The organism is Caulobacter sp. CCH9-E1 (assembly GCF_001556515.1).
In the GTDB taxonomy this organism is placed as follows: domain Bacteria; phylum Pseudomonadota; class Alphaproteobacteria; order Caulobacterales; family Caulobacteraceae; genus Caulobacter.
The window spans coordinates 18,983-39,597 of the sequence record NZ_LSJA01000315.1; the positions used below are offsets into that span (position 1 = coordinate 18,983).

General features: G+C 68.0%; 22 protein-coding genes and 1 pseudogene. 15 read left to right on the top strand and 8 right to left on the bottom strand.

Translation table 11 applies throughout. The features are described from left to right. Nucleotides 1-49: 49 nt before the first annotated feature. On the top strand, nt 50-1,468 hold the full coding sequence (locus tag AX690_RS17710; RefSeq protein WP_066683099.1) for an MATE family efflux transporter: 1,419 nt from the start codon (nt 50-52) through the stop codon (nt 1,466-1,468). On the opposite strand, the gene AX690_RS17715 is transcribed toward AX690_RS17710, so the two are convergent. Together AX690_RS17715 and mdoH are read right to left on the bottom strand one after the other, a co-directional pair. Next, nucleotides 1,465-2,361, bottom strand: a complete 897-nt coding sequence (locus AX690_RS17715; RefSeq protein WP_066683100.1) for a cobalamin biosynthesis protein CbiG — start codon at nt 2,359-2,361, stop codon at nt 1,465-1,467. The genes AX690_RS17710 and AX690_RS17715 overlap by 4 nt on opposite strands. 90 nt (nt 2,362-2,451) lie before the next feature. Further along, nucleotides 2,452-4,446: a glucans biosynthesis glucosyltransferase MdoH gene (gene mdoH, locus AX690_RS17720; protein WP_066683101.1), complete on the bottom strand. Its 1,995-nt coding sequence runs from the start codon at nt 4,444-4,446 to the stop codon at nt 2,452-2,454. Nucleotides 4,447-4,746: 300 nt separating this feature from the next. Here mdoH and AX690_RS17725 point away from each other — a divergent pair, with 300 nt between their 5' ends. Beyond that, on the top strand, nt 4,747-5,076 hold the full coding sequence (locus AX690_RS17725; protein ID WP_231732233.1) for a copper-binding protein: 330 nt from the start codon (nt 4,747-4,749) through the stop codon (nt 5,074-5,076). A gap of 4 nt (nt 5,077-5,080) precedes the next feature. Here the strand turns inward: AX690_RS17725 and AX690_RS17730 are convergent, their stop codons facing one another. Continuing rightward, nucleotides 5,081-6,106 (bottom strand): NADP-dependent oxidoreductase, encoded by a 1,026-nt coding sequence (locus AX690_RS17730; RefSeq protein ID WP_066683103.1) that lies wholly within the window; start codon nt 6,104-6,106, stop codon nt 5,081-5,083. A gap of 115 nt (nt 6,107-6,221) precedes the next feature. Between AX690_RS17730 and AX690_RS17735 the strand changes: the two genes are divergently transcribed. After that, the gene (locus tag AX690_RS17735; protein ID WP_066683104.1) at nt 6,222-7,139 is read left to right on the top strand and encodes a Gfo/Idh/MocA family protein; all 918 of its coding nucleotides are present in this window, start codon (nt 6,222-6,224) and stop codon (nt 7,137-7,139) included. On the opposite strand, the gene AX690_RS17740 is transcribed toward AX690_RS17735, so the two are convergent. From AX690_RS17740 to erpA, 3 genes are all read right to left on the bottom strand, one after another. Beyond that, on the bottom strand, nt 7,136-8,050 hold the full coding sequence (locus AX690_RS17740) for a hypothetical protein (protein WP_066683105.1): 915 nt from the start codon (nt 8,048-8,050) through the stop codon (nt 7,136-7,138). The two genes, AX690_RS17735 and AX690_RS17740, sit on opposite strands and share 4 nt — an antisense overlap. 66 nt (nt 8,051-8,116) lie before the next feature. Continuing rightward, nucleotides 8,117-8,905 (bottom strand): exodeoxyribonuclease III, encoded by a 789-nt coding sequence (xth, locus tag AX690_RS17745; RefSeq protein ID WP_066683106.1) that lies wholly within the window; start codon nt 8,903-8,905, stop codon nt 8,117-8,119. Between the two features lie 206 nt (nt 8,906-9,111). After that, on the bottom strand, nt 9,112-9,444 hold the full coding sequence (erpA, locus tag AX690_RS17750; protein ID WP_066683107.1) for an iron-sulfur cluster insertion protein ErpA: 333 nt from the start codon (nt 9,442-9,444) through the stop codon (nt 9,112-9,114). Nucleotides 9,445-9,532: 88 nt separating this feature from the next. Here erpA and AX690_RS17755 point away from each other — a divergent pair, with 88 nt between their 5' ends. The 5 genes from AX690_RS17755 to scpB all read left to right on the top strand — a co-directional run bounded on the left by AX690_RS17755 (nt 9,533) and on the right by scpB (nt 14,356). Further along, a complete protein-coding gene (locus tag AX690_RS17755) occupies nt 9,533-10,717 on the top strand; it encodes a deoxyguanosinetriphosphate triphosphohydrolase (protein ID WP_066683108.1) in 1,185 nt (394 codons plus the stop codon). Nucleotides 10,718-10,880: 163 nt separating this feature from the next. Next, nucleotides 10,881-11,666 carry an SPOR domain-containing protein gene (locus tag AX690_RS17760; RefSeq protein WP_066683109.1) on the top strand — a complete coding sequence of 262 codons (786 nt, stop codon included), beginning with the start codon at nt 10,881-10,883 and terminating at the stop codon, nt 11,664-11,666. After that, nucleotides 11,663-12,700, top strand: coding sequence for a beta-N-acetylhexosaminidase (gene nagZ, locus AX690_RS17765; RefSeq protein WP_197426900.1), 1,038 nt, complete (start codon nt 11,663-11,665; stop codon nt 12,698-12,700). The genes AX690_RS17760 and nagZ overlap by 4 nt, the downstream gene beginning before the upstream one ends. Further along, complete coding sequence (locus AX690_RS17770; RefSeq protein ID WP_066683110.1) at nt 12,697-13,521, top strand: ScpA family protein; 825 nt, start codon at nt 12,697-12,699, stop codon at nt 13,519-13,521. Before nagZ ends, AX690_RS17770 begins: the two co-directional genes overlap by 4 nt. A 157-nt stretch (nt 13,522-13,678) precedes the next feature. Continuing rightward, nucleotides 13,679-14,356, top strand: a complete 678-nt coding sequence (gene scpB / locus AX690_RS17775) for an SMC-Scp complex subunit ScpB (RefSeq protein ID WP_066683111.1) — start codon at nt 13,679-13,681, stop codon at nt 14,354-14,356. A gap of 9 nt (nt 14,357-14,365) precedes the next feature. On the opposite strand, the gene AX690_RS17780 is transcribed toward scpB, so the two are convergent. Beyond that, entirely contained in the window at nt 14,366-14,680 is a 315-nt protein-coding gene (locus tag AX690_RS17780) for a hypothetical protein (protein ID WP_066683112.1), read from the bottom strand. Nucleotides 14,681-14,951: 271 nt separating this feature from the next. Between AX690_RS17780 and tatA the strand changes: the two genes are divergently transcribed. The 3 genes from tatA to tatC all read left to right on the top strand — a co-directional run bounded on the left by tatA (nt 14,952) and on the right by tatC (nt 16,759). Further along, entirely contained in the window at nt 14,952-15,176 is a 225-nt protein-coding gene (tatA, locus tag AX690_RS17785) for a twin-arginine translocase TatA/TatE family subunit (RefSeq protein WP_066683113.1), read from the top strand. An 87-nt stretch (nt 15,177-15,263) separates the two neighbouring features. Further along, nucleotides 15,264-15,863 carry a Sec-independent protein translocase protein TatB gene (gene tatB / locus AX690_RS17790; protein ID WP_066683114.1) on the top strand — a complete coding sequence of 200 codons (600 nt, stop codon included), beginning with the start codon at nt 15,264-15,266 and terminating at the stop codon, nt 15,861-15,863. Continuing rightward, nucleotides 15,860-16,759 (top strand): twin-arginine translocase subunit TatC, encoded by a 900-nt coding sequence (gene tatC, locus AX690_RS17795; RefSeq protein ID WP_066683115.1) that lies wholly within the window; start codon nt 15,860-15,862, stop codon nt 16,757-16,759. Before tatB ends, tatC begins: the two co-directional genes overlap by 4 nt. Nucleotides 16,760-16,860: 101 nt before the next feature. On the opposite strand, the gene AX690_RS23030 is transcribed toward tatC, so the two are convergent. Beyond that, entirely contained in the window at nt 16,861-17,322 is a 462-nt protein-coding gene (locus AX690_RS23030) for a hypothetical protein (RefSeq protein WP_066683116.1), read from the bottom strand. Between the two features lie 294 nt (nt 17,323-17,616). Here AX690_RS23030 and serS point away from each other — a divergent pair, with 294 nt between their 5' ends. From serS to AX690_RS17815, 4 genes and pseudogenes are all read left to right on the top strand, one after another. Further along, complete coding sequence (gene serS, locus AX690_RS17805; protein WP_066683117.1) at nt 17,617-18,912, top strand: serine--tRNA ligase; 1,296 nt, start codon at nt 17,617-17,619, stop codon at nt 18,910-18,912. A 17-nt stretch (nt 18,913-18,929) separates the two neighbouring features. Continuing rightward, nucleotides 18,930-19,048, top strand: a pseudogene (locus tag AX690_RS23430) (hypothetical protein); the annotation flags it as partial. Nucleotides 19,049-19,063: 15 nt separating this feature from the next. Further along, nucleotides 19,064-19,858 (top strand): 5'/3'-nucleotidase SurE, encoded by a 795-nt coding sequence (gene surE / locus AX690_RS17810; RefSeq protein WP_066683118.1) that lies wholly within the window; start codon nt 19,064-19,066, stop codon nt 19,856-19,858. Then, nucleotides 19,855-20,523: a protein-L-isoaspartate(D-aspartate) O-methyltransferase gene (locus AX690_RS17815; RefSeq protein ID WP_066683119.1), complete on the top strand. Its 669-nt coding sequence runs from the start codon at nt 19,855-19,857 to the stop codon at nt 20,521-20,523. Before surE ends, AX690_RS17815 begins: the two co-directional genes overlap by 4 nt. The last annotated feature ends 92 nt before the right edge of the window (nt 20,524-20,615 follow it).

Below are 20,615 nucleotides of genomic sequence, written 5' to 3' on the forward strand. Positions count from 1 at the left end.
CGAAAGCGGTTGCCCGCGCGGAGGGCTTCAGCCACCTTGCGCGCCTTCTTTGACATTGGTGATCTCCATGCCGCGCGACGCGGCCTTAACGGCGCTTCCTCAGGAGCGGCCGCGCGGCCCCATCCTTACCGACCTGATCGAACTGCTCCGCCTGGCGGGGCCGGTCGTGCTGTCGCGCCTGGGCATCATGGTCATGGGCCTGACCGACGCGATCGTGGTCGGCCACTACTCGGCCCAGCAGCTGGGCTTCCACGCCATGGCCTGGGCCCCATCGTCGATCTTCGTGACCATGAACGTCGGCCTGCTGGTCGGGGTTCAGGTGATGACCGCCCGCGCGATCGGCGCCGGCAAGCGTCACGAGACGGGGGCGGTGCTGCGGCGTGGCCTGACCTACAGCCTGTGGCTCGGGCTCGGCGGGATGGCGCTTCAGGCGCTGCTGGGCCCGTTTTTCCTGCATAGCCTGGGCCTGAAGGACGGTCTTGCCGACGGCGCGACCTTGCCGCTGATCGTGTTCGCGCTGTCCCTGCCGCTCTATTCGGTCTCGGTGGTGCTGACCTTCTGGCTGGAGGGGCTGGCGCGGCCTACCCCGGGGGCGGTGATGATGTGGCTGGCGAACCTGGTGAACCTGGCGGCCAACCTGCTCCTGGTGCCCGGGACCTTCGGCCTGCCGGCGCTGGGGGCCACGGGCGGCGCCTGGTCGACCTTCGCCGCGCGGCTTGCGCTTCTGGCGGCCCTGGCGATCTATGTGCTGCGGATGAAGGAGGCCCGCGCGCTGGGCGTGTTCGACAAGCCGGCGCGCGATCGACCCGCCGAGATCGAGCAGCGCCGGATCGGCTATGGCGCCGGCGCGTCGAACTTCTTCGAGGTCTCGGCCTTCGCCGGCATGAACCTGGTGGCCGGCTGGATCGGCGCCCTGGCCGTCGCGGCGTGGGCGGTGGTGCTGAACGTGGCGGCGATCATCTTCATGATCCCGCTGGGCGTGGCTTCGGCGACGGCGGTGCAGGTTGGGCGAGCCTATGGCGCGCGGGACCCCGCCGGCATGACCCGCGCCGGCTGGATCGCCTTCAGCGTGATCGCGGTGATCGGCGTCGCGGCCGCGCTGCTGCTCTATCCGACCCGCCACTGGGTGGCCCTGGCCTATACGACCGATCCGGCGGCGCTGGAGCTGATCCTGCCAGCCCTCGTTTTGACCTGCTTCTTCCTGGCCCCCGACGCGGTGCAGGTGGTGGCGGCCCAGGCGTTGCGCGCACGCGGCGAGGTGTGGGTCCCGACCATCACCCACCTGATCAGCTACGCGCTGGTCATGGGCCCTCTGGCCTGGTGGTTGGCGATCCCGCGCGGCATGGGCCTGAACGGCGTGGTGCTGTCGGTGATCGTCACCAGCTTCCTGGCGGCCGGCTTCCTGTTGGCGCGGTTCAGGATCCTGGACCTGCGGGATCGGAAGCTGGCGGAGGAGGAGGGGGCCTAGGCCCCCAGGATCCAGCCTTCCTCGGTCTCCGCGACCGCCAGCGCCTCCTCGTCCAGACCCTTCGGCGCGGCGAAGGCGGCGGCCAGCTTGCCGGCCTCGTCCAGCTTGGCGAAGTGCTCGGCCAGCTCGCGCACCTGGGCCAGGTCCTTGACCTCGCCCGGGGCCGGGACGGCTTTCAGCAGCGACGGATAGACCTCGGCCACGACGACGTCGACGCCCTCGAGATCGGCCTCGGTCAGGGCCTTGAAGCCCGTCTCGAACGGCCAGACGCGCACCGCCTCGCCGCGCGCGTCCTTCAGGCGTCGCGCGGCCGGGATGCCGACGATCGCCTGACCGCCGACCGAGCCGTTGTAGTAGAGCTTCCAGATCGAGTGCGCGCCTTTCGCGGCCTTGTCGGCCTGGCGGAACTCGGGAAGGTCGTCGGGGCCGTGCTCGCGCACCCGCTTGGGTTGCAGTGTCGTCAACGCGTCCTTGGGCGGGCAGCCCCAGAACGGGAAGGGGCCGCCGGTCAGGCGCCGGTTGATCTCCGAACCGACGCCGAAGCGGTTGTTGGTGTTGTCGGCCTTGTCCTTGACCATCTTGGCCAGCTGGTCCCAGACCGCGCGCCAGGGCTTGTCGCCGGGCAGGGCCAGCGCCTTGGCCAGGCCGCGCGGGAAGCCCAGCGGGAAGTCGAAGCCGACCAGGGCCCGCTCGCCGCGCTTCTTCAGGTCGTCGAGGATGGCGGTCAGGCGCGTTTCGGCCTCGGCGCGGGTGGCCGGATTGTAGCTCTCGAAGCCGAGGCGGAAGCGCACGTCGCGCTTGAGCACGCCGATCCAGATGGAGTCCGCGCCCGTGCTCGGCTTGGCCGCGGCGCTCCAATCCACGATCACATAGGCGCTGAACAGACGCGACACGGCAGCCGGCTCCGAAAGAGAAACGAAGTGGCGCTTCTACTCTTCCGGGAGCCGCGCGGCCAGATCATCAAAGCGCTTGACGCGCGGATATCAGGCCGCGTCGCGGATCTTGGCGGTCGGGCCGATCGGACGGCCGTTGCGGGCGAACCAGCGGATCGGCGGCTCGCACGACGGGCCCAGGGCCGCGCGGACGATGGCCGGCGGACGGCGCTCCTCCGGGGTCATGAACAGGCCGTTGGTCTTCAGCTTCAGCCCAGCCGCCTTGTGGGCGCCCAGCATGGTCAGCGGCACGGCCAGGACGAGGCCCATCAGGATCGGCGCGGTCGAGGTGAAGAGGTCAGGCGTGAACCAGAAGACACTCGCCAGGACGACGCCCGTGACGCTGATCCAGCCCATGGCGGCCGAGGCCTCCTTGAAGCTGACCTTGTCCGCGTCGCGGCGCTGGGTGGCCCAGCCGCCGACCTTGCCGGCCAGGATTTCGACGATGGCGCGGGTCTGGGTGAACATCAGCATCGGCGCGACGAGCGCCGACAATAGCATCTCGATCGCCAGGCCGGCGGCGATGCGGCGCTTGCCGCCAAAGCCCTTGACCTCGGCCTTGCGGTTCAGGACGAGGATCGCGCCCAGGATCTTGGGGCCGAACAGCAGCACGAAGGTGATGATCATGGCCCAGGCGGTGGCCTGGATCTCGCGCCAGTCGATCAGGGCGTGCGCGGCGGCTTGCAGGTCGGCCATGGTGAAGGCCGCCTTCTTCAGCTCGGGCATCAGGGCGCGCGAGGTGATACCGGCCGTCAGGGCGATGAACCACAGCGGCGACAGGGCGTAGCTCAGCACGCCGATCACCAGGTGCAGGCGGCTCATCCAGTGCAGGCCCGGCAGGCCGACCAGCGGCATGTGCTGGATGTTGCCTCGGCACCAGCGACGATCGCGGGTGGCGAAGTCGAGCAGGTTCGAGGGGCTCTCCTCGTAGGAGCCCTCCAGGTACGGGGCCAGGTGCACGCTCCAGCCGCCGCGGCGCAGCAGGGCGCTTTCCAGGGCGTCGTGGCTCATCACCTCGCCGCCGAAAGGCTTGGGACCGGCCAGGTGCGGCAGGCCGCAGGTCTCGGCGAAGGCGCGGGTGCGGACGATGGCGTTGTGGCCCCAGAAGGAGCTCTCCGTGCCCGACCACCAGGCCAGGCCGGTCCAGGCGACGCGGCCGTACAGGCGCGTGGCGAACTGCAGGGTGCGGGCGAAGATCGTCTGGCCGTTGATGATCATCGGCATGGTCTGGATCAGGCCGGCGCCCGGGTGACGCTCCATGGCGTCGGCCAGGCGCACCATCGCCTCGCCGGTCATCAGGCTGTCGGCGTCCAGGACCAGCATGTGCTCGTAGGCGCCGCCCCAGCGGCTGACCCAGTCGGCGATATTGCCGGCCTTGCGGCCCGTGTTTTCCTTGCGGACGCGGTAGTAGACGTTGCTGTGCGCCTCGCGGCGGAAGCGGGCGAAGCAGGCCTGCTCGGCCAGCGCCACCTGGGCGTCGCGGGTGTCGCTGAGCACGAAGATGTCGAAGTGCCGGCTCATGCCGGTCTCGGCCAGCGAGGCGTCCATGGCGCGCAGGCGGGCGAAGACGGCGGCGGCGTCCTCGTTGTGCACTGGCATCAGGATGGCGGTGCGCGTGTGCAGCTTCGGCATCGGCTTTTCGGTGTCGATGCCCAGCGGATCCTTGGGCTTGCCCAGCAGGATGACAAAGCCGGCCACGGCCGTGCAGAACCACAGCGACAGGGCCAGGAACAGCGGCGCCAGCAGGGTCAGGACGATGGCCTCGAGACGGGTCACGCCGCCCAGGGCGATGGTGTCGAAGGTGGCCTTCCAGCCGGCGCAGCCCATGACGATGGTCGAGAGCGCGATGATCCAGCGGCGCATCGACATGCTGGCGACCAGCGCGGCGGCGCGGCGCGGACCGCCTTGCCAGAAGCCCAGCGGCTGGACCGGCATGGCCAGCGGCGCCTCGGTGGGGATCTCGACGGTGTCCCGCCGCTGCACGACCTGATCGAGGGACACGCTCGTGGAGGTGCGCACGTCGAAGAGGGCGGAACGATCGCTCATATCGTCAGATCTCGGACTTTTTCCGGCGAACCGGGCTCTCTCCGCGCGTTTCGCCGTCTGAGCTCTTTCAGCGACCTCGCGGGTCCGCTAGGGAACCGGGTGTGCGCTTGAGGGATTCATGACGACGAGGGTCGGCGTGGAGAAGCGCCAACGACGCACACAGTAAAACCTTGATCACAAATTCGCTACCAGAAATCACGCCGATTTCGCAGTTGCGAGAAAATACACTGACCGCGCGCCGCGCGAGCGATGCTCGCCTTCTAGGGGAAATTGGCTAAGATGATGAATTGCTGGCGTTTCTTGGTTTTGGCCGGCGTTCTGGCGCTTGCGGCCTGCGGCGATCGGTCCGAGACCTCGCCCGCGAAACCCGCGGCGGTTGAGGCCGTACCATCGACCGAGGCGCTGCCGGCCTATGACGCTCAAGGCGTTATCGCCAGCCTGGATGGTCAGATTCTCACGCTCGATCACGACGGCGCGAGCGCGGCGGGGCTGAATCCTGGTCGCGACCAATTCAAGGTCTATGCGGACGTGCTGGCCGAGGCGCCGATCACCCCCGGCGCGCGGGTGAAGTTCCAGTTCAAGAAGGCGCCAACGGGGCTCGAGGTGTCGAAGCTCGAGCCCCGCGACTAGGGCCTTAGCTCAGCTTCACCAGCATCTTGCCAAGGTTCTCGCCCGAGAACAGCTTCAGGAAGGCGTCGGGCGCGCGCTCCACGCCTTCCTCGACGGTCTCCTTCCAGGTGATTTTGCCGGCCTTGATCCACTCGGCCATGTCCTTGGCGAACTGCGGGAACATGTCGGCGTGGTTGGAGACGATGAAGCCCTCCAGGCGCAGGCTCTTGCCGACGGCCAGGATGATGTTCGACGGCCCCTCGGGCTTAGCGGTCTCGTTGTACTGCGAGATCATCCCGCACAGGGCGAAACGGGCGAACGGACGGGCCGAGTTGATCGCCGCCTCCAGGTGCACGCCGCCGACGTTCTCGAAATAGACGTCGATGCCCTTGGGCGCGACCTTGGCCAGCTCGGCCACTACGTCGGGCGTGGCCTTGTAGTCGATCACGTGATCGACGCCGATCGACTTCAGGAACGCGACCTTCTCCGGCCCGCCGGCCGAGCCGATCACGGTGTGGCCCTTCAGCTTGGCGATCTGACAGACGACCGAGCCGACCGCGCCGGCCGCGGCCGACACGAAGACGACGTCGCCTTCCTTCAGCGCCGCGATGCGCAGCAGGCCGACATAGGCCGTCAGGCCGGGCATGCCGACCACGCCCAGGAAGGCCTGGGGCGGAATGCCGTGGGTCTCAATCTTGGTGATGGCGCCCAGGCCGCCGGCCGCCAGCGCCTTGGGCGAGGCGTTATAGGCCTCGCGCCAGCCGAACATCGAATTGACGATGTCGCCCGGCTTGAAGTCGGGATCATTGGACGCGATGACCTCGCCGATCGCGCCGCCTTGCAGGGCGTGGCCCAGCTGGAACGGCGGCACATAGCTGGGACGGTCGTACATCCGGCCCCGCATATAGGGGTCGACCGACATCCACAGGTTCCGGACCTGGATTTCGTCAGGGCCCGGCGCGGGCAGCTCGACCGTGGCCAGTTCGAAGTCCGAGGCCTTGGGCAGGCCGACGGGACGGCTCTTCAGTCGGATTTCGCGCGACGTGGTCATGATCTTCCCTCCCTTGGCAGGGCCAAGTGTTGTGAATTTAAACGAATGTTTATCGCGTCCTTAGGGAAGGCTCCAGTGCTTCTATGCGGTCGCGAAGCAGAGTAGACAGCGCGCCATGACCCAGACTCTGAAAGCGGGCGTCGTCGGCGCCGGGGTGTTCGGCGGCTACCACGCCAAGAAGTACGCGGAGTTGCCGGATGTGACGCTGGCGGCCGTGTTCGACGTCGACCTCGCGCGGGCCGAAGCGCTGGCCGGGCCGCTGGGCGCCAAGGCCTTCGACGACATGGACGCCTTCCTGGCCGCCGTCGACGTGGTCACCGTGGCGACGCCGGCGGTGCACCACGCCGGGGCGGCGCTCGCGGCGCTGAAGGCGGGCAAGCCGGTCTATTCGGAGAAGCCGCTGGCCGTGACGCCCGAGGACGCCGACAAGATGGTCGTCGCCGCCGCCAAGGCCGGCGTGCCGCTGGCCTGCGGTCACCAGGAACGCGTGGTGTTCCAGGCGATGGGCCTGCTGGATATCCCCGAACAGCCGCTGCGCCTGGAGGCGGTGCGTCGCGGCACGCCCTCTGACCGCAACCTCGACGTCTCGGTCGTGCTGGACCTGATGATCCACGACATCGATCTGGCCCTGGCGCTCTGCGACGGCGAGCCGGTGGCGGTGGAAGGCGAGGGGGCGATCACCCGTTCGACCTCTCTGGACTGGGTCAAGGCCGAGGCGACCTTCGACAACGGCTTCACCGCCGTGTTCGACAGCTCCCGCGTGGCCGAGGCGCGCGAGCGGACCATGAAGGTCGTCTATCCGTCGGGCGAGGTCGAGATCGACTTCCTGACCCGCGCCTTCCGCAACACGACGCCCTATCCGCTGATCGAGAACTTCACCGAGACGCCGGCCGGCAAGGACCCCCTCGGCCTGTCGGTGGCCGGCTTTCTCGCCGCCGTGCGCGGCGAGGCGCCTAGACCCGTGGTGACGGGGCAAGAAGCGGCCAGGGCGCTCGACCTGGCGCTCGCGGTGGAGCAGGCGGTGGACGGCTAGTCGTCCAGGTCGAACGGCAGCTCGTTCTGGTCGCTGGGGGTCTCGCGACGCGCCTTGGAGACCGGCTTGTAGACGGGTTCTGGCGGCGGCGGAGATGGCTCCGGCAAATCTTCATCGTCGTCCCAGGGGGGATCGTCGAACATGTCCGGCTCGTCCGATCGGGCGCGCGCCGGCGCCGGGCGCGCCACCTGATCGAACGAGGAGTGCCGCGCCGATGGCGAGGGCGTCGGCGGGGCGGCAGCGGGCTCCGCTGCGGCGAACATCTCTTCGTCCGCCTCCTCCTCCTCGAAAGCGTCAAGGGCGGGCGGCGGCGCCGTCCGAGCTGGCTCGGGCTGTGGCGGCGGCGCCGTGACCGCGACGGGCGCGGCCTTGTCCGGACGCGGCGGCAGCGGCCGACGGACGATGGCCTCGCAACGGGCCAGCCAGCGGTTGGCTTCCTGCACCAGCTCGCCGGCCGAGCGGCTTTCGCGGCGCTGCTCGTCGCCCGGCGCCCAAAGCTCGAGCGTGAAGTCCGGATGGCGCGGGTCGTCGAAGACGAGGCGCAGGGTGACGGTGTCGGCCTGGGGCGACATGTGGTCGATGGCGCGGCGGCCTTCGCCCCGGAAGACCCGGCCCATCACATGGTTGTCGACCAGTAGTTCGGCGCCGGTCAGCTCGTCCAGGCGATAGACCAGGCACCAGCCGCCGCGGTCCCAGGTCACAGCCAGAAGATTGGTCGAGAAGGAGAAGCCCGCGCCACGGCCGCGTCCGCGCGCGACGATCACGCCCTCGGGCTCGCTCTTGAGCACATTGCGCAGGGCCCGGCGGATCCGCCGGTCCTCGTCGCCGTACCAGATGGCGAAGCTACCCATGAACGTCACCGCCGTGCCGGCGATGGCCACGAACAGCAAAAGACGCGCGAGTTCGCTCATGCGCGCCAGACTAGCGGCGCTTGCGATTCCCGCCCAGAGGGGCGGCCAAAGGGGCGGAAACTCGCATCAGATCCGGAAGTGGCCGACGACCGGCACGTGGTCTGACGGCTTTTCCTTGTCGCGCTCGTCGCGGTGGATGACCACGTTTTCGAGGCGGTCGGCCGCTTGCGGCGAAAGCAGCAGGTGATCGATGCGGATCCCCAGGTTCCGCTGCCAGGCGCCGGCCTGATAGTCCCAGAAGGTGTAGCCGCCCGGCGCGCCGTCGGCCTGCATGTAGGCGTCGGACAGGCCCAGGTTCTTCAAGGCGCGGAAGGCGGCGCGGCTTTCGGGGCGGAACAAGGCGTCGCCCAGCCAGGCGTCGGGATTGGCGACGTCCTGGGCCTCGGGGATGACATTGTAGTCGCCGGCGATGACCAGCGGCTCCTCGAAGGCCAGCAGGCCTTGGGCGTGGGCGTGCAAGCGGCGCATCCAGGCCAGCTTGTAGTCGAACTTCTCGGTTCCGATCGGATTGCCGTTGGGCAGGTAGATGCCGGCGACGCGGAAGGGCGTCGGCGCGCCGATCACCGCCTCGACATAGCGGGCCTGCTCATCCACCTCGTCCTCTGACAGGAACGGCAGGCCCTTGCGGACGTCCTCGACCGGGAACTTCGAGAGCAGGGCGACGCCGTTATAGGTCTTCTGGCCGTGGACGACGACGTTGTAGCCCAGGCGTTCGAAGGCCTCGGACGGGAACTTCTCGTCGACGCACTTGATCTCCTGCAGCACCGCGACGTCGGGCGCCTCGGCCTCGAACCAGCCCAGAACGCGCTCCAGGCGGGCGTTGACCGAATTGACGTTCCAGGTGGCGATGCGCATCGAGAGCTCCAGACTTGAGTCCGGAAGCTAGGGCCCCAGGCGGAGCGGCTCAAGCGCTGCTTGGCGTTTGATTCAGACCCGATCAACCGAGGTTGTTGCCCGTGTCATCCCGGCCGAAGCGAAGCACTCCCTGGGTCCCGGATAGCCTCTGCGAGGCTTCCGGGATGACAGGAGTTATGAGCTGTGAACCCTGGAGCTCGCCGAGCTTAGATCGAGAAGCTGACGCCGCAGCCGCAGCTGGACTTTGCGTTGGGGTTGCGCACCCGGAACTCCGCGCCGGCCAGTTCGTCGACGAAGTCGATCTCCGAGCCCTTCAGCAAGGCCAGGGACACCACGTCCACCAGGGCCGCGGCCCCGTCGCGCTCGACCTTCAGATCGTCTTCCTCGGCGGTGTCGACTAGGTCGAAGCGGTACTGGAAGCCCGAGCAGCCGCCACCGTCCACCGCGATGCGCAGCATCAGCGGGCGGCCTTCGCTCTCGCCAATGGCCTTGATCCGACGAGCGGCGTTTTCGGAAAGCGTTAAGTCTGTTTGGGTCATGGCTGTGGAAAAGTCACCTTCGCCCTATATGAGGGTGTCGCGGCCTCTTCGGAAGGGGCCAAATCGACCAACGCGATAAAGGCGGTTTATGTCTCAGGTCCCGTACTTCGTCCCGCGCGCGCCGTACGCCGAAGATCCGTTCAAGTCGAAGGGCCGTCGCTTCAAGGAAGACGAGAGCCGCACCCGGACCCCGTTCGCCCGCGATCGCGACCGCATCATCCATACCTCGGCCTTCCGCCGCCTGAAGGAGAAGACCCAGGTCTTCGTGGCGCACGAGGGCGACAACTTTCGCACCCGCCTGACCCACTCGCTGGAAGTGGCGCAGGTGGCGCGCTCGCTGGCGACGGCCCTGGGCCTCGACAGCGATCTGGCCGAGACCATCGCCCTGGGCCACGACCTGGGCCACCCGCCGTTCGGCCATGCCGGCGAGGACGAGCTTGAGATCCAGATGCGCGACTACGGCGGTTTCGACCACAACGTCCAGACGTTCCGGGTCGTGACCGAGCTGGAGCATCGCTATCCGGACTTTCTGGGTTTGAACCTGACCTGGGAGACCCTGGAAGGGATCATCAAGCACAACGGCCCGGTGACCAATAAGCTGGGCAAGCCGTCCTGGAAGGCGATCTCCAAGTACGACAACGAATACGAGCTGGGCCTGGACAGCTGGGCCTCGGCCGAGGCCCAGGTGGCGGCCCTGGCCGACGACATCGCCTACAACAACCACGACGTGGACGACGGCGTGACCGCCGGTCTCTTCACCCTGGACGAGCTGATGGACGTGCCGCTGATCGGCCCGATCCTGTTCGCGGTGAAAAGCGAGCGGCCCGACCTCGACCCGCGCCTCACCCACCTGGAAGCCGTGCGCCGCATGATCGGGGCGATGGTCGACGACGTGATGGGCGAGACCCTGCAGCGCGCCGCCGCCAGCGGCGTCCAATCGGCCGACGACGTGCGGGCCCTGGACCACGCCCTGGTCGCCTTCTCGCCGGACATGGCCGAGGACCTGGCCCGCCTGCGCTCGTTCCTCTACGAGCGCATGTACCGCCACTGGCGCGTCAATCGCACGCGCAGTCAGGCCCGCCGTATTCTCGGCGAAATGTTCGCGCTATTCCTCAAGGAGCCGGAGGTCCTCCCGACCTACTGGTTCGCCAAGTCGCAGAACCGCGACGAAGCGGGCAGGGCGCGCGTGGTGTGCGACTACATCGCGGGCATGACCGACCGTTTCGCGATAGAAGAGCACCGCAAGCTGTTTCATCTCGACGTCTGGAACTAGGCTTCCTGAGCTTCGGGGCGGAGCGGCTGGGCGAGTTCGCCTCATCCGCATTCACGCGGCGCGAATGCTTCTGGGACGGCGCGGGCTTGGGGTAACCTAAAGGCCGGCGCGTCCGATTCGAGGCCTTCGATCCGCGCCCCGAGTTTTTGGAGCTTAGCCTAAGATGTCCGATCCGCACCGCGGGGCCTATACGCCGCCCACCGACGCGCCTCTGTCGTTCGACGCGCGTCAGCCCGTGCGCGGCGCGCGCCCGCTGCCCATGACCCTGATCATCAGCGCGGTGGTGCTGGTCACCCTGGTGGTCGGCGTGGCCCTGGTCTATCGCGGCGGCATCCGCGACCCGAATGCCCCGCCGCCCGCGGTCGGGACGCAGGTCGCTGAGATGAAGGCTCCGCCGCCGGCCAACAGCCAGCCGCAGGACCCGGCCGCCGGCCTGCAGATCTATCACAGCGAGGATGCCCAGCCCTCGGCGACCTTCGCCGCGCCGCCCGAGACGCCGCAGCCGCGTCCGGCCGTTCCGCTGCCGACCGCGCCGGTGCAGACCGCCGCCCTGCCGCCGGCCAAGCCCGCCGCCGCCGCGCCGACCATCGAGTCGCTGGCGACCGACGCCGTGGCGCCCAAGCCCGCGCCGAAGCCTGTCCAGGTCGCGGCCGCCACCCCCGCGCCGAAGCCCGTCGCCGCCGCGCCCAAGCCCGCCGCGACCGCGACGGGTCCCGCCTCGGTGCAGATCGGCGCGCTGTCCTCGCCGGCCCTGGCCGACAAGGCCTGGACCGACGCCGTGCGTCTGGCCCCCGGCCTCGCCGCTGGCAAGGGCAAGAAGGTCGAGGCCATCGACAAGAACGGCGCCACCCTCTACCGCACCTCGGTCACCGGCTTCCCGAACCGCGAAGCCGCCAAGGCCTTCTGCGAGGCGATCTCCGCCTCGGGCAAGTCCTGCTTCGTCAAATGAGCCTGCTGATGGGCGCCTCTTCCGCCGCCATTCTCGGCTGCGCCGGGACCACGCTGACGGCTGAGGAGGCCGCTTTCTTCAGGGACGTGAAGCCCTGGGGCTTCATCCTGTTCAAGCGCAACATCGCCGACCCGAACCAGGTGCGCGCCTTGACGGCCGCCCTGCGCGAGACGGTGGGGCGGCCCGACGCGCCGATCCTGATCGACCAGGAGGGCGGCCGCGTCGCCCGCCTGCAGCCGCCGCACTGGCGGACCTATCCGCCCGGCCGCGCCTATGGCGAGCTGGTCGCCAACGATCCGCTGGTCGCGCGTGAAGTCACCCGTCTTGGCGCGCGACTGATCGCCCACGACCTGCATGCCCTCGGCATCAACGTCGACTGCGTGCCGGTCTTGGACGTGCCCGACCCGCAAGGCCATGAGATCATCGGCGACCGCGCCTATGGCGACACGCCCGAGCAGGTGGCGACCCTGGGCCGCGCGGCGGCCGAAGGGCTGCTGGCCGGCGGCGTCCTGCCGATCATCAAGCACATCCCCGGCCACGGCCGCGCAATGGCCGACAGCCACCTGGAGCTGCCGGTCGTCAAGGCCAAGCTGGACGAGCTGGACGCCCGCGACTTCGCGCCGTTCCGGGTGCTGTCCGACATGCCGATGGCGATGACGGCCCACGTCGTCTACACGGCCATCGACCGTAAGAACCCCGCGACCACCTCGAAGAAGGTGATCAAGAAGATCATCCGCGACTCCATGGGCTTCGACGGACTTCTGATGAGCGACGACCTGTCGATGAAGGCGCTGTCGGGAGACTTCAAGCAGCGCGCCAAGGACAGCCTGTCGGCTGGCTGCGACGTCGTCCTGCACTGCAATGGCGACATGGCCGAGATGAAGGCCGTGATGTCGGGAGTCGGCAAGATGTCCAAGGAGGCCCGCCGGCGGGCCCAGGCGGTCATGAACCGCCTGGTCAAGGTTCCCGAGCCCCTCGACGTCGCCGAGGCCCGGGCCCGCTTCGACGCGGCGTTTGACGGAAAGTACGCTTGAGCACGGGCTTTCAGCCCACATTCGACTTCGAGGCCGCCAACGAGGCGGCCGAAGACGGCGCCGCGCTGGTCATCGACATCGACGGCTACGAAGGCCCGCTGCACGTGCTGCTGGCGCTGGCCCGTAACCAGAAGGTCGATCTGCTGCAGCTGTCGATCACGCGCCTAGCCGAGCAGTATCTGGCCTTTGTTCAGCAAGCCCGCCGCGTGCGCTTCGCCCTGGCGGCCGACTATCTCGTGATGGCCGCCTGGCTGGCCTACCTCAAGTCCCGCCTGCTGCTGCCCAAGCCCGAGCAGCCGAAGGCCGAGGAGCCGCCGGCCGAGGAGATGGCGGCCCAACTGGCCTTCCGCCTGGCCAAGCTGGACGTCATGCGCAAGGCCGTCGAGGCCCTGAAGGAGCGGCCTATCCTGGGCCAGGACGTCTTCATGCGCGGCGACCCTGAGGCGGTGAAGATCGTCTCCTCGACGCGGCTGGAAGGCGACCTCTACGGGCTGATGAGCGCCTATATCGAGCAGCGCAAGCGCGAGCACAGCCGCCACTACGCCCCGCGCCCGCCGACCGCCTATCCGCTGGAAGACGCCCGCGATCGCCTGCGCGGCCTGTTGCCGAAGATGGAGGACTGGACGGTCCTGTCGTCGGTCGCCCCGATCGAGCAGGCGCTGGAGGACGACGATGGGCCCACGCCCGCCTCGTACCTGGCCTCGACGCTTTCGGCCTCGCTGGAGCTGGTCAAGGAAGGCGTGCTGGAGGCGCGCCAGCTTGAGCATTTCAAGGACATCTACTTGCGCGCGCGGGCCGAGCCGCTGGAGGCGGACGCGTGAACTCGCCCATGACTCCGACCTCCCCGGCGAATGCCGGGGCCCAGATCGAGCCCACGGCCGTCCCGCGAGAAGGCGAGGCGTTTTCCGCGTCATACCAGACCGCCCAGTGTGAATCTGGGCCCCGGCATTCGCCGGGGAAATCGGCTATGGGGGAGGCATGACCACCGAGCTGGATCCTCTCTTCGTCGAGCGCTGCATCGAGGCCCTGCTGTTCGCGGCGGCCGAGCCGCTGAGCGACGTCGACCTGGCCAAGCGCCTGCCGGAAGGCGCGGACATCGCCGCCGGGATCGCCAGCCTGCGCGCGCGCTACGCGGGCAGGGGGATCGAACTGGTCGAGGTGGCCGGGCGCTGGCGGTACCAGACGGCCCATGATCTGGCCTTCCTGATGACGGAGGAGCGCGAAGAGCCGCGCCGGCTTTCCAAGGCCGCCCAGGAAACCTTGGCCATCGTCGCCTATCACCAGCCGGTCACGCGGGCCGAGATCGAGGCTGTGCGGGGCGTCCAGGCCAGCCGGGGCACGCTGGACGTGCTCTTGGAGCTGGGCCTGATCCGGATGCGGGGACGTCGCCGCACGCCCGGCCGCCCGGTGACCTTCGGCACCACCGACGCGTTCCTGGAGCACTATGGTCTCGCCTCGCTGGCCGACCTGCCGGGAATCGCCGAGATGAAGGCCGCGGGCCTTCTGGAGATGAACCTGCCGCCGGGGTTCAACGTACCGGATCCGCTGGGCTTGCGCGCGGCCGGCGACGAGGAGGATCCGCTGGAACTGGACGACGGCGAGACGCCGGAGTTCGCCCAGGACTTCCTGGGCGAACCGGAAAAGGCGGACGGCTGAGGCGCCTGTCTAGGCCAGGATGTCGGCGACCAGGCCCGTCTGGCCCTTCTTGCCGATGTCGTTCTGGACCTGCTGCTTGATCATGTCCTGGATCTTGTCCTCGATCTTCTTGCGATCTTCCGTGGACATCGCCTTCACCTGTTCCTCGGTGACGCCGAGCTTGGCCAGGATCATCGCCCGCATCTTCTCGGCGGGCGACTTGGACTGGAACTTCAGGAATTCGTCCTTGGCCGACGGTTCGCCGATGGACGAAGACGCGGACGTGGATGCGGAGACGCCGGCATAGGCGTAGGGCGACGAGTAACCGACCGAGGAAATCGACATGTGATGTGCTCCCAAACGCAAGGGGTGCGACATCTTGGCAAGAAACGCGCCACGGCGAAGACGCCAGGCTTTTCAAAAGCTTGGGTAGCGCGGCATTGCCGCGGAGTCGGTTTGGGCGGTCAAGTTGGCCCAGCAGAACCTGCCCAGTCATGTCCGAAACGACGCTTCGGGGCGAGCGATGGTCGGCGGCCCCGCGAGCGCCTATATTCCAGGGCATGTTGTAACGACGCGTCGCAGCGGCTATCTGGCGCTGTCGCAAGGAGTCTAGGTTATGGGAAGCTTCGGTCCTATCCACTGGATCATCGTCGCCATCGTGGTGCTGCTGCTGTTCGGCGGCCGCGGCAAGCTGTCGGGCATCATGGGCGACGCGGCCAAGGGCATCCGGGCGTTCAAGGATGGCCTGAAGGACGACACCAGCAGCGAAGTCGCCGATAACAAGGCCAAGGGCGCGCTGCCGCGCACCGAGGCCGAGGCGGAAGAGCTTCGCAAGTCGTAAGGTTTGAGGCGCGCGGGGACGGTCTCCGCGCGTTTTGGTCCACTCTTCCCGGGGGGTCTTGAGGCCCCGCCGCTCTAAGGCGCGTCCATGCTTCCTGATATCGGCGGCACAGAACTTCTCGTCATCGCCGCCGTCGCCCTGATCGTGGTCGGTCCCAAGGACCTGCCCGCGCTGCTGCGCAAGCTTGGCCAGTTCGTCGGCAGGATGCGCGGCATGGCCTCGGAATTCCGGGCCAGTTTCGACGAGATGGCGCGTCAGTCCGAGCTGGACGAGCTGCGCCGCGAGGTCCAGGCGATGCGCTCGGGCCAGTACTCCAGTCCCGTGCAGGCGGCGGCCGACGCGGTCCGCGAAAGCGGCGCCGATCAGGTTTTCGCCGAGATCGACGCCTCGTTGAACAGCGGCGCGACCCAGATGCATCCCTATGCCGGCGGCGAGATCCACAATCCGACGCCGGCCGCCGAACCCTCCATCTTGCCGCCGCCGGCCGCCGAGACCGTCGAGAAGCCCAAGCGCGCCTCCCGCAAGAAGACGGCCGCGGAGCCCGCGATCGTTGAGCCGGCGAAGGCTCCGCGCAAACGCAAGGCCGCCAAGAAGGACATCACCGTCGAGGTTCCTAAGGCCGCCGAGACGCCGCGCAAGCGCTCGGCCAAGGCTCGTGGCTCCAAAGCTTCGGACATCGTCTCGTGAACGACAAAGCCATCGGATACGACCACGAAGACGAGATCGAGGCCTCGCGCGCGCCTCTGCTGGATCACCTGATCGAGCTGCGCACGCGGCTGATCATTTGCGTCGCGGCGATCGCCGTGGCGTTCGGCGTCTGCTTCGCGTTCGTGAAGCCGATCTTCCTGTTCCTGGTGCGCCCGTTCACCGTGGCCGAAGGCCTGAAGGCCATGGAGGACGCGGGCGGCCAACACGGCTCGTTCGACCTGCTGCTGGCGCTGGTCGGTCTCAAGACCGTGCCGGCCAGCGCCATGGCAGGGATCACCCTGCAGGCCACCGCGCCGCTGGAACAGTTTTTCACCAATATCAAGCTGTCGGCGTTCGGGGCCATCATCCTGGCGTTCCCGATCATCGCCTGGCAGCTCTATCGCTTTGTCGCGCCCGGCCTCTACAAGAAGGAGCGCAACGCGTTCCTGCCGTTCCTGATCGCTTCGCCGATCCTGTTCCTGATCGGCGCGTCGCTGGTCTACTACGTGATGCTGCCGTTCGTGCTGTGGTTCTCGCTGAGCCAGCAGATCGTCGGCGACGGCGTGAAGGTCGTGCTGCAGACGCGGGTGTCGGAATATCTGACGCTGGTCACGACCCTGCTGCTGGCCTTCGGCCTCAGCTTCCAACTTCCCGTCGTTCTGTCGCTGGGCGGGCTGGCCGGCCTGATCGACTCCAAGATGCTGCGGACGGGCCGCCGCTATGCGATCGTCGCCGTCTTCGTCCTGGCGGCCATCGTCACCCCGCCGGATCCGATCAGCCAGATCACCTTGGCGGTGCCGCTGTGCCTGCTCTACGAGGTCTCGATCTGGTGCGTGTGGCTGATCGAGCGACGTCGTAAGCGGGAAGACGAAGAGGCCGAAAAAGCCGAAGTCTGAAATCGCTTCCTTCCCCCATCAAGGGGAGGGGCGAACGGAAAAGGCCCCAGGGTTAAACCCCAGGGCCTCTTCAAACGCGCAACTAAAAGAAACCGAAAGTCTTAGGCCGAAGCGCCGACGCGGGCTTGCAGCTGGGCCTTGGCCGCGCGGACCGTGTCGGTCACGCAGGCTTGGTAGCTCACGACGCTGAAGTTCGGCTGGGCCTTGCACACCGTCTGAGCGGCGGTGCGGATTTCGGCGTGGACTTGGTCCTGGCTCTTGCCCTTCAGCGAGATGCGGACGACCGAGACGCTTTGAGCGACTTGGGTCTTGCCGGCTTCGCGAGCGCGCAGGATCGAGGCCAGTTGACGGTGAGCGCTCATCACGGCGCCATCGACGCAGTCATCGGCGTAGGCTTGCGAGGTCGTGGCGCAGACGGTGGCGGCGGCGGCCTTGATTTCGTTTTCGATCTGAACCGAGTTCTTGTTCGCGATCGAGACGCGGATTTCGTTGGTGGCGGCGCAGGCCGGAGCGGCGACGGCGGCGGCGATGGCGAGCGCGGCGAGAGCGGCGAAGGTCTTCATGGTTCAAAAATCCTCTGAATGATCGAGAAGGCCGGGGAGGGCCGTAAAGGTCAAAAACGCGTACTGAATTGGGCGCGGCTTTTCGGCGATCGCGATTAAGTCCGGGTGTTGAAGGAGGCCTAATTCCTATTAACAGGTAGGAATTAGGTGCGACGTGAGGTCGCACCTCTTGAAACCCTCCCGCTTTTGGAGAGCGCCTCGTCTTGAGCCCATAGGGGCGTCGCGGCGCTTGGCGCCCCCGCCGACGCGCCTTAGAGAGGGCGTTTCCCACCGCCTCTTCCGAGCTTGCGTTCGATGCACGACATCAAGGCCATCCGCGACAATCCCGAAGCCTTCGACCGCCACTGGTCGGCCAAGGGGCGTTCAGGCGCGGCCGCCGAGGCCGTGAAGCTCGACGCCCAGCTGCGCGCCGCCCAGACGACGCTGCAAGAGGCCCAGGCCAAGCGCAACGAGAGCTCCAAGCTGATCGGCATGGCCAAGGCCAAGAAGGATGAGGCAGAGGCCCAGCGCCTGATGGCCGAGGTCGAGACGCTGAAGGGTGTCATGGCGACCGCCGCCGAGGAGCAGGAACTGGTCGGCGGCAAGCTGAAGGACCTGCTGGCGTCCTTGCCGAACATCCCCGCGCCGGAGGTTCCGGTCGGCGAGGACGAGGCGGGCAATGTCGAGCAGCGCCGCTGGGGCGACGCGGCCAAGCTGCCGGCCGGCAAGCTGAACAAGCCCAAGGACCACGTCGACCTGGGCGCGGCCCTCGGCGGCATGGACTTCGAAGCCGCCGCCCGCATGAGCGGCGCGCGCTTCGTGGTGCTGAAGAAGGAGATCGCCCGCCTGGAGCGCGCGATCGGCCAGTTCATGCTGGACCTGCAGACGGTCGAGCACGGCTATACGGAGGTCAGCCCGCCACTGCTGGTTCGCGACGAGGCGCTGTATGGCACGGGGCAATTGCCGAAGTTCGCCGACGACCTTTTCCACACCACCGACGAACGCTGGCTGATCCCGACCGCCGAGGTCTCGCTGACCAACATCGTCCGCGAGCAACTCGTCGCCGAGGAAGAGTTGCCGATGCGCCTGACGGCCCTGACGCCGTCGTTCCGCGCCGAGGCGGGTTCGGCCGGTCGCGACACGCGCGGCATGATCCGCCAGCACCAGTTCTACAAGGTCGAGCTGGTCTCGATCACCACGCCCGACCAGTCGGAGGCCGAGCACCAGCGTATGGTCGAATGCGCCGAAACGGTGCTGAAGAAGCTGGAGCTGCCGTTCCGCACCATGCTGCTGTGCACCGGCGACATGGGCTTTGGCGCGCGCAAGACCTACGACCTCGAGGTCTGGCTGCCGTCGCAGGACATGTACCGCGAGATCAGCTCGTGCTCGAACTGCGGCGACTTCCAGGCCCGCCGCATGGAGGCCCGCTACCGCAAGACCGGCGAGAAGGGCGGCCACTTCGTCCATACCCTGAACGGCTCGGGCTTGGCCGTCGGCCGCACCCTGGTCGCTGTGCTCGAGAACTACCAGGACGAGGGCGGCTGCATCCACATCCCGGCGGCCCTGCAACCCTATATGGACGGCGTCACGCACATCGGGGGCGCGGCGTGATCGGCGCCGCAACCTTCATCCTTCCCCGTGAAACGGGGGAGGGGGACCGCGAAGCGGTGGAGGGGGCGCTGTCGGCCGCTTTGCGCCCCCTCCGTCACGCTGCTTCGCATCGCGACACCTCCCCCGCCTGCGGGGGAGGAGGAAAGCTCTGATGCGCATCCTCCTCACCAACGACGACGGCATCCACGCGCCGGGCCTGACGGCGCTTGAGACGATCGCGCGGGCGCTGAGCGACGACGTCTGGATCTGCGCGCCCGAGTACGAGCAGTCGGGCGCCAGCCGCGCCCTGACGCTGGCGGACCCGCTGCGCGTCCGCCGCCTCGATCCGCGCCGCTTCGCCGTCGAGGGCACGCCGACCGACTGCGTGATGATGGGCGTGCAGGAGCTGGTCGAGGGCGCCAAGCCCGACCTGGTGCTGTCGGGCGTCAATCGCGGCCAGAACATCGCAGAGGACGTCACCCTGTCGGGCACGGTCGCCGGCGCGATCGAGGGCATGGCCCTGGGGATCCCGTCGATCGCCCTGTCCCAATCGATGACCTATTTCCACGACGAGATCGTCGCCCACTGGGAGACGGCCGAGGCCTTCGGTCCGGGGATCATCCAGCGCTTGCTGGAGGTGGGCTGGCCGTCGGACGTGATCATGAACGTCAACTTCCCGGCCGTGCCGCCCGAGCAGGTCACGACGGTCGAGGTGACCCGCCAGGGCTTCCGCGACGGCCATCTGCGCCACATGGAAAAGCGCACCGACCCGCGCGGGCGCGACTACTACTGGATGGGGTTCACGGCCAAGGCTTCGAGCCCGGCCGAGGGCACCGACCTGCGCGCCGTCTATGACGGCCGCATCTCTGTCACCCCGCTGCACATCGACCTGACGCACCATGAGACCGTCTACAAGCTGAAGAGCGTGCTGGGCGGCGCGCCGCCGAAGCTCAAGGTGGCGGAATGAGCGGACGGACGACCAAGGCCGCCGAAAACGCCAAGGCCGACCTGCCGCGCCTGATGCAGGCCTTGCGCGACCAGGGGGTCACCGATCCCCAGGTGCTGAAGGCCATCGAGACCACGCCTCGCGACCTCTTCACGCCGGACCTGTTCAAGGACCGCTCATGGGAGGACTCGGCCCTGCCAATCGCCTGTGGTCAGACGATCAGCCAGCCGTTCATCGTCGGCCTGATGACCCAGGCGTTGACCGTGGAGCCGCGCTCTCGCGTCTTGGAGATCGGCACCGGCTCGGGCTACCAGACCACGATCCTCAGCAAGGTCTCTCGCCTCGTCTACACGATCGAGCGCTACCGGACCCTGATGAAAGAGGCCGAGGGCCGCTTCCAGAAGCTTGGCCTGACCAACGTGATCACCAAGTTCGGCGATGGCGGCGAAGGATGGGCCGAACAGGCGCCATTCGACCGCATTATGGTCACGGCTGCGGCCGAAGATGACCCTAAGCGGCTGCTTTCGCAGCTGAAGCCCAACGGCGTGCTGGTCGCGCCAGTGGGGAAGGGGCCAGTCCAGAGCCTTCGTCGCTACGCCGGCGACGGCAAGGGGGGCTTCCGGGTCGAAATCCTTTGCGACGTGCGGTTCGTGCCGCTGCTGGCTGGCGTCGCCAAGGACCAGTGAGTTTGGGGCGTCGGCGGTTGTCCGGCGGCCTTGGTGTTAAGACTTGATTCACCCTGGCGGCGCCTTGTGAAGGCCCGACGGGAAAGGAGACG

Excerpts from the sequence above, each read along its gene's own strand:
- mdoH (WP_066683101.1), bottom strand. The coding sequence starts at position 4,446 with ATGAGCGATCGTTCCGCCCTCTTCGACGTGCGCACCTCCACGAGCGTG.
- AX690_RS17730 (WP_066683103.1), bottom strand. The coding sequence starts at position 6,106 with ATGACCACGTCGCGCGAAATCCGACTGAAGAGCCGTCCCGTCGGCCTG.
- AX690_RS17735 (WP_066683104.1), top strand. The coding sequence starts at position 6,222 with ATGACCCAGACTCTGAAAGCGGGCGTCGTCGGCGCCGGGGTGTTCGGC.
- AX690_RS17740 (WP_066683105.1), bottom strand. The coding sequence starts at position 8,050 with ATGAGCGAACTCGCGCGTCTTTTGCTGTTCGTGGCCATCGCCGGCACG.
- xth (WP_066683106.1), bottom strand. The coding sequence starts at position 8,905 with ATGCGCATCGCCACCTGGAACGTCAATTCGGTCAACGCCCGCCTGGAG.
- erpA (WP_066683107.1), bottom strand. The coding sequence starts at position 9,444 with ATGACCCAAACAGACTTAACGCTTTCCGAAAACGCCGCTCGTCGGATC.
- AX690_RS17755 (WP_066683108.1), top strand. The coding sequence starts at position 9,533 with ATGTCTCAGGTCCCGTACTTCGTCCCGCGCGCGCCGTACGCCGAAGAT.
- AX690_RS17760 (WP_066683109.1), top strand. The coding sequence starts at position 10,881 with ATGTCCGATCCGCACCGCGGGGCCTATACGCCGCCCACCGACGCGCCT.
- nagZ (WP_197426900.1), top strand. The coding sequence starts at position 11,663 with ATGAGCCTGCTGATGGGCGCCTCTTCCGCCGCCATTCTCGGCTGCGCC.
- scpB (WP_066683111.1), top strand. The coding sequence starts at position 13,679 with ATGACCACCGAGCTGGATCCTCTCTTCGTCGAGCGCTGCATCGAGGCC.
- AX690_RS17780 (WP_066683112.1), bottom strand. The coding sequence starts at position 14,680 with ATGTCGATTTCCTCGGTCGGTTACTCGTCGCCCTACGCCTATGCCGGC.
- tatA (WP_066683113.1), top strand. The coding sequence starts at position 14,952 with ATGGGAAGCTTCGGTCCTATCCACTGGATCATCGTCGCCATCGTGGTG.
- tatB (WP_066683114.1), top strand. The coding sequence starts at position 15,264 with ATGCTTCCTGATATCGGCGGCACAGAACTTCTCGTCATCGCCGCCGTC.
- AX690_RS23030 (WP_066683116.1), bottom strand. The coding sequence starts at position 17,322 with ATGAAGACCTTCGCCGCTCTCGCCGCGCTCGCCATCGCCGCCGCCGTC.
- serS (WP_066683117.1), top strand. The coding sequence starts at position 17,617 with ATGCACGACATCAAGGCCATCCGCGACAATCCCGAAGCCTTCGACCGC.
- surE (WP_066683118.1), top strand. The coding sequence starts at position 19,064 with ATGCGCATCCTCCTCACCAACGACGACGGCATCCACGCGCCGGGCCTG.
- AX690_RS17815 (WP_066683119.1), top strand. The coding sequence starts at position 19,855 with ATGAGCGGACGGACGACCAAGGCCGCCGAAAACGCCAAGGCCGACCTG.